Annotated in this window: 7 protein-coding genes; 1 reads left to right on the plus strand and 6 read right to left on the minus strand. The window is 60.5% G+C overall.

Translation table 11 applies throughout. The features are described from left to right. From AC1DY5_RS38600 to AC1DY5_RS38610, 3 genes are all read right to left on the minus strand, one after another. On the minus strand, nucleotides 1-994 hold a 994-nt coding region (locus AC1DY5_RS38600), incomplete at its 3' end, for an ABC transporter substrate-binding protein (RefSeq protein ID WP_478119739.1). A 69-nt stretch (nucleotides 995-1,063) separates the two neighbouring features. Further along, nucleotides 1,064-1,840 (minus strand): SDR family NAD(P)-dependent oxidoreductase, encoded by a 777-nt coding sequence (locus tag AC1DY5_RS38605; protein WP_478119740.1) that lies wholly within the window; start codon nucleotides 1,838-1,840, stop codon nucleotides 1,064-1,066. 27 nt (nucleotides 1,841-1,867) lie between these two features. Then, the gene (locus AC1DY5_RS38610; protein WP_478119741.1) at nucleotides 1,868-3,628 is read right to left on the minus strand and encodes an FAD-dependent oxidoreductase; all 1,761 of its coding nucleotides are present in this window, start codon (nucleotides 3,626-3,628) and stop codon (nucleotides 1,868-1,870) included. A gap of 133 nt (nucleotides 3,629-3,761) precedes the next feature. Between AC1DY5_RS38610 and AC1DY5_RS38615 the strand changes: the two genes are divergently transcribed. Continuing rightward, entirely contained in the window at nucleotides 3,762-4,583 is an 822-nt protein-coding gene (locus AC1DY5_RS38615) for an IclR family transcriptional regulator (RefSeq protein WP_478119742.1), read from the plus strand. 132 nt (nucleotides 4,584-4,715) lie between these two features. Here AC1DY5_RS38615 and AC1DY5_RS38620 read toward each other — a convergent pair whose 3' ends face one another. The 3 genes from AC1DY5_RS38620 to AC1DY5_RS38630 form a co-directional block, all read right to left on the minus strand. Continuing rightward, on the minus strand, nucleotides 4,716-4,994 hold the full coding sequence (locus tag AC1DY5_RS38620) for a hypothetical protein (protein WP_478119743.1): 279 nt from the start codon (nucleotides 4,992-4,994) through the stop codon (nucleotides 4,716-4,718). Between the two features lie 31 nt (nucleotides 4,995-5,025). Continuing rightward, complete coding sequence (locus AC1DY5_RS38625) at nucleotides 5,026-5,319, minus strand: hypothetical protein (protein WP_478119744.1); 294 nt, start codon at nucleotides 5,317-5,319, stop codon at nucleotides 5,026-5,028. A gap of 75 nt (nucleotides 5,320-5,394) precedes the next feature. Next, complete coding sequence (locus AC1DY5_RS38630; RefSeq protein WP_478119745.1) at nucleotides 5,395-5,919, minus strand: MarR family winged helix-turn-helix transcriptional regulator; 525 nt, start codon at nucleotides 5,917-5,919, stop codon at nucleotides 5,395-5,397. Nucleotides 5,920-6,080 lie beyond the last annotated feature (161 nt).

A 6,080-nucleotide genomic window follows, 5' to 3' on the forward strand; every position in this document is an offset into this window, starting at 1 on the left:
CGTCAAAGCTGTTGGCTTGCTTCGCTGCGGCGGCATACAGCATGACGGAGTCGTATCCGTGCAGCGCGAAGGAGAAGGAGCCCGGCGCCTTGAGCTTGGGGCCGACGCGGTCGAACAGTTTCTGCTGGGCCGGTGTACGTGACTCGCTGACCGTGCGCATGAAGATCGGCTTTTCCGCCAACGTCTTGCCTGCGGCGTCATAGAAGGTGATGTTGTCCGCAGCCCACGAAGACAGTACCAGGGGGAAGTAGTTGATCTTTTCCAKGCTGCGCACCAGCTGCGCAATCGGGGTTCCCTGCGCCCAGACCACCACCGTGTCGACGCCGGCAGACTTCATCTTGCTCAGCTGCGAAGTCATGTCCGTATCGCCCACGCCGAATCGCTCCGTCGCTGCGATCTTGATGCCCTGAGATTTGGCAATTTCTTCCATGTCTTTCAGGCCGCCCTGGCCGTAGCCCGTGGTTTCGGCCATGAAGCCGACAACCTTTGACTTGTCTGTGTTCTTCTTGACGTACGCCATCAGGGCGGCGACCTGCTCGCGGTCCACCATCGAGACGCGGAACATGTAGTTGTCGGCGCCTGGGCTCATCGGCTTCGTGATGTCAGTGCCCGAACCCACGTTGCCGATGACCGGAATCTTCTTCTGGTTGGCGATGTGCTTCCAGGCCATGGCATTGCCGGAATTGGTCGGGCCGAACACGGCGGAGACCTTTTCGTTGTCAACCAACTCGCTCATGTTCTGGATCGACTTCGGGGGTGCCGAAGTGTCATCCCGCGTGACAAGCGCCAACTTCTTTCCAAGGACGCCGCCAGCAGCATTGATGTCGGCGATCGCCGCCTCCATGCCGAGCACTGCCGCCTGGCCGCTTTGCGCCGAGGGAGAGGCTGATAGATCGCCGTTGTAGCCCAACTTGACGTCTTGAGCACTTGCGGCTGTGGCAGCAACAAGGCTGGCGGCAAGAGCGGCCCGCTTCAGGAACTTAGGAATGCTCATAGCTGTCTCCGGTTTTTACGAACTCGATGAGTTCAGGGTTGCGAACAAGGATGGAATAAAGTCTGCGATTCAGGAGGCGAGGAAGCCGCCGTCAACGGGAAGCGTCACGCCCGTCACGTAGGTCGCCATGCTCGATGCCAGGAACACCACGGGGCCAACCAGTTCCTCAGGCTGCCCGACGCGACCCATCGGGGTGCGCAGCATGAACTTGTCGAGGCGTTCCGGCGCCTCCCGGGTGTAGGAGGTCATCGGCGTCTCGATGACACCTGGCGCAATCGCGTTCACACGGACGCCGTCTTTTGCCAGTTCGACGGCGAGCGCCTGCGTCATGAGCTTGACCGCGCCCTTGGACGGGGAGTACCCCACGACATTAGGAATTCCGGTGCTCGAGGCAATGGACCCAACGTTGATGATCACGCCCTTGGTTTCCTTGAGCGCGTCCAACCACGCATGCGTTGGAAGGAAGGTTCCCATCACGTTCACAGTCAGCGTGCGCTCGAGATTCGAGGCGACCTTTGGACTGTCCAGGCCTTCGCGGATGATGATGCCGGCGTTGTTCACCAGGATGTCGATGTTTCCGACTTCGCTCGCCACGGTGAGCGCCAGTGCCTGGCAAGCATCTCGCGAAGTCACGTCTAGCTTGTATGCGACTGCCTTGCCGCCTGCGGCATTGATCTCGGCAGCAACTGCTGTGGCGTTTTCGTCGATCAAATCGGTCACGACGACTTTGGCGCCCGCTTTCGCGAGACCTCTTGCGATCGCCTTGCCATTGCCCTGACCTGCGCCGGTCACAAGAGCGATGCGCCCGTTCAAGACCTGCGGTGCCATGAGTTCAGAGATTTCCATTAGTCTGTCCTACTTCGTTTGTGGGGATCAGGCGGCGCGGACACGCTGGCGCGGAGTGGCCAACTGGACCGCATCAGCGGCCGCAGGTCGCTTCGTTTGGTTCGCAAGCGCGTTACCGACGACATAGCCAAAGGTCAGCGCCGGGCCGAGCGTGATGCCGGCCCCGGGGTAGTTGCCACCCATGATGCTGGCGGCGTCGTTGCCGACGGCATAGAGACCCTTGACCGGTTGCCGAGCCTGTGTGAGGACTTGGCAAGATTCATCTGTCAGGAGGCCGGCGAATGTGCCGATCTCGCCGACGACAATCTTGATCGCGTAGTAAGGGCCCTGGCGGATCGGAGCCATGCACGGGTTCGGCGTCACCAAAGAGTCGCCCTGGAAGCGGTTGTAGGCCGTGCTGCCCTTGCCGAACTTCGTGTCGACGCCCTTGGCGGCGTCACGGTTGAAGGATTCGACTTCCTCTTGCAGCATCCCGGAAGGCACGCCGATCACCTTGGCCAGCTCCTGAAGGCTATTGCCCTTCTTGAGATAACCGCTCTTCAGATGCTTGCCGATGGGCAATGGGAACGGAGCCACTGCGCCCAGCCCATACTCGCGCAGGTGCTTGTGATCGCAGATGAGCCAGCAAGTGACCTCAGGAGTCCCCTTGCAGGCCTTCACTAGGTCTTGAATGAAATCGTGATAGGACAGCGCCTCGTTTGTGAAGCGGCGCCCCTTCTGGGTGACCGCAATTGCGCCCGGTTTGGCACGGTCGATGAAATGAGGCATGACGCCCTCGGAACCATCCTTGCGCTTGGTCACCGAGGTCGGGCACCATGCCGCAGCATTCGGAATCGTGGGGTCGACCCAGCCTCCGACGGATTCACCCAGACGCAGGCCGTCGCCGGTATTCAATGCAGGCGAAGGAGTGAAGTGCTCGTGGCCGGTCGGCGCATGTGGGAACAGCTGCTTGCGACGCTCCACGTCATAGGGGAAGCCACCGCAGGCCAATACAACGCCGCGGCGCACGCGGATCTCGACCGGCTTGCCGTMCTGCACGACGGTTGCTCCGACGACGGCATCACCTTCCACGATGAGCGACCTCACCGGCGAGTTCAGCCACACCGGAACGTTAAGGTCCATCGCGGCCTTGGCGAGTCGGCCGGCCAATGCGTTGCCATTGGTCAGCGTCATCCCGCGGCCATACCTCACGACATCGAGCAAATGTCCGCCGAAGCGCTTCGCGACGTACCAGAAGGACTCGAAAGAYTTGAAGGCACGCAAGAAGTGCCACAGTTCCTTGCCCGAGCCGAGCATCATTCCGAACACAGTCAGCTCGGGCACAGGCGGCGCCAGCTTGTCGATGCGGCTGCCTAGTTCTCGCCCGTCGAACGGACGGGTCACCATGGACCGGCCGCCCGGTTGGCCGCCAGGCGCTTCGGCGTGGTAGTCAGGAAACACGGGCGGCATGTCGAACTGCACGCACGTGTTCTCGGTGAAGAAGTCGAAGGCTTTCGGGCCGTTCTCGATGAACGCGTCGACGCGCGCGGCGTCGAAATGGGTGGTGGCCTCGTGCTGCAGATAAGCGCGGGCCGCGCCCTGTGGTTCGTTGATGCCCTGCTCTTTCGCAAGCTTGGTGCCGGGAATCCACAGCCATCCGCCCGAACGTGCGGTGGTGCCACCGTAGACCGGCGCCTTGTCCACGACCAGCACCTTGAGACCCTGGTGGGCCGCGGTGACCGCCGCCGACATGCCAGACGCGCCAGTGCCAACCACCAGAACGTCGTACTCCGTTTCCTGCTTACTCATTGACCGTCACTCCTTGAGGTAGGGGCCTCTGCCGACCCGATGGCGTTAGTATGGTGCTAACGCATCATATCTATACTAATGGTTTACCCTGAGCTAACGAAGTTGTTAGAATCAAAGCGTTAGGAGTCAACGCATGGCCTCACTTGAAAACGACAGCAGCGAATCGAGCTCCGAGAAGGAGCGCAGGGGCATTCAGTCCATCGAAGCAGGCGGCCAGTTGCTCTTGGCGCTCGGCGCCCAGGGTCGCCCCATGCCCTTGAGGGAACTCGCCAAAGCCGCCGACATGGCACCTGGAAAGGCTCACCCGTATCTGGTGAGCTTCTCCAAGCTGGGGTTGGTCACTCAGGAGGCTTCGACGGGCTACTACTGGCTCGGCCCGACCGCAATGCAACTCGGACTTGTGACGCTACGGATGCTCAATCCGGTGCGCGAGGCCACGCCCTTCGCGGAGGATCTGGCAAGGGAGACCGGACACAGCGTTGCGCTTTCGGTCTGGGGCAATCAAGGGCCGACGATCGTGTATCTCTTTGACGCGATCTACCCGCTTCACACCAACATCCGAACCGGGACTGTCATGTCGTTGGCGGGCACAGCCACGGGCCGACTGTTTGCCGCTTATCTGCCCGCGAAGTTGATTGAGGAATCACTGCTCGAGGACGAGCGACGACTGGGACCGGACATCGCCACGCCTACCGAGCGCGGCGATTTTCAAGGCATGTTGAACGAGGTGCGCAAACACGGGGTATCTCGCTCCATGAACAACCCCACACCCGGGGTCAGCTCATTTGCCGCGCCTGTCTTCGACTATTCCGGAAACATCGTGCTCGGAATCACGCTAATGGGACGCTCACGATCCTTCGATACGGACTGGACCGGCACGCAGGCAAAGGCAGCGAAAGCATGTGGCGTCGAGGTTTCCAAGCGCCTTGGTCATCAAACCCTGCGCCCGGGTTGAGCTCTCTGCCAGCGCAGAGCCAAGCCGCTGCGCAAACTCCAGTTCAAGCCAAAGGGCGGTCGGCAACCGGCCTCTGATCCGTGCCCGCTTGCTGTTGCAAAGCCGACGTTTGTGCAGAGAAGTTGGAGGTCGCTAGAGGGCCAGCGGCGCTCCAAACCACATGAGAGCGATGTTCACCACTGGGTAGAAGGCCAGCGGAATCGGGCAGTCCGGATACGGCGGAAAGCCAATCTTCTCGCAGATCATTTCCTGGATCGAATAGTCGATGCCGATCACCGGCAGGCTGTATTCCTCGAACTGATGAATCCAGTAGAGCGGCACGGCGAGCCACGCCAACCACGCTGGATCACGCCAGCGCGGTACGTTTGGACTTCCACGGAATGTGTCTGTTGTCAGCAGGATGGTGAGCATCGATCTGACCAACCACATCTCGAGGCCGGCATCATGCCCAATGACCGCTCGCCCTCCGGAACTCGAATCCGACTTCGTCGCGGTCGCTCGAATCGCCGTCAAGGTCGATTCGCAGCCCACTGCGTACACAACGCTGCTGCACATCGGCGACGAGCACCTCCTCGTACTGACCGGGCATGGCGCTAAGCCCGAGACCGTGCAACAACTCGATCTCGGCGCAACCGGCATCGCCACCACGCTGTTGAGCACCTCTCCCGCCCTGCAGGCTTGGGCGTCTGCGTCCGGCCCGACGATGACGATCGGGCGCCTGCAGGGTAGCCAGCACGGGCGTTCAAGCCTAGGCCATCACCCAAACCGCGGGCCACCGACGAAGTCTCGAAGCAACGGCGTCTCCCGAAAGCTAGGTCATGGCCTTTGCTTCCACACCCTCTTCAGCAGTGAGCCACTCTGCATCGAGTCGCTGCATGTTCTCAAGCATCTTGAGCAGGTAGTGCAGCGTGTGCGTGACGTCGCTGACCGAGAAGTCGACCAGGATCGCGTCGTAGTAGCCGTAGATCTTGGGCAAGGCGAGGTCTTCCCACACATGGCGTCCCGTCTCCGTCATTGTGACCACGCGTGATCGGCGGTCCTGCCCACTCGCGGCGACGGTCACATGCCCATCGCGCTCCATGCGGCCGATGAGGCCCGAGAGATTCTGCCGGCTCACCATCAGGTAGCGGGCCAGATCGCCAATGCTCATGCCGCCCTGCGACTTCTCGCGAGACAGGGCGCCCAAGACTGCCCATTGCTGCGTTGTCAGCCCCTCTTGCTCGACGGCTCGGCTGCCGGTTTTATGCAACATGTTTGCACATTGATAGAGCCTGAAGAACAGTCTATTGGCAAGATCTGTCTTAGTGTCTAACGGTCTGATCATAGGGTTTTCCATTACATATAACTTATAAAAGTCTCTTGAGGCCAATCCTTACCTCGACTACACTTGCGTCAACATATTGACGTATCTAGGGCGATGGATACGACGCATCTTTACCTAATCGATTAACTTTTGCAACGGAGATTCCCAATGAGCCAGCGATTCAAGAAACAGAC

This window comes from Variovorax sp. P4_D9, from assembly GCF_056401695.1.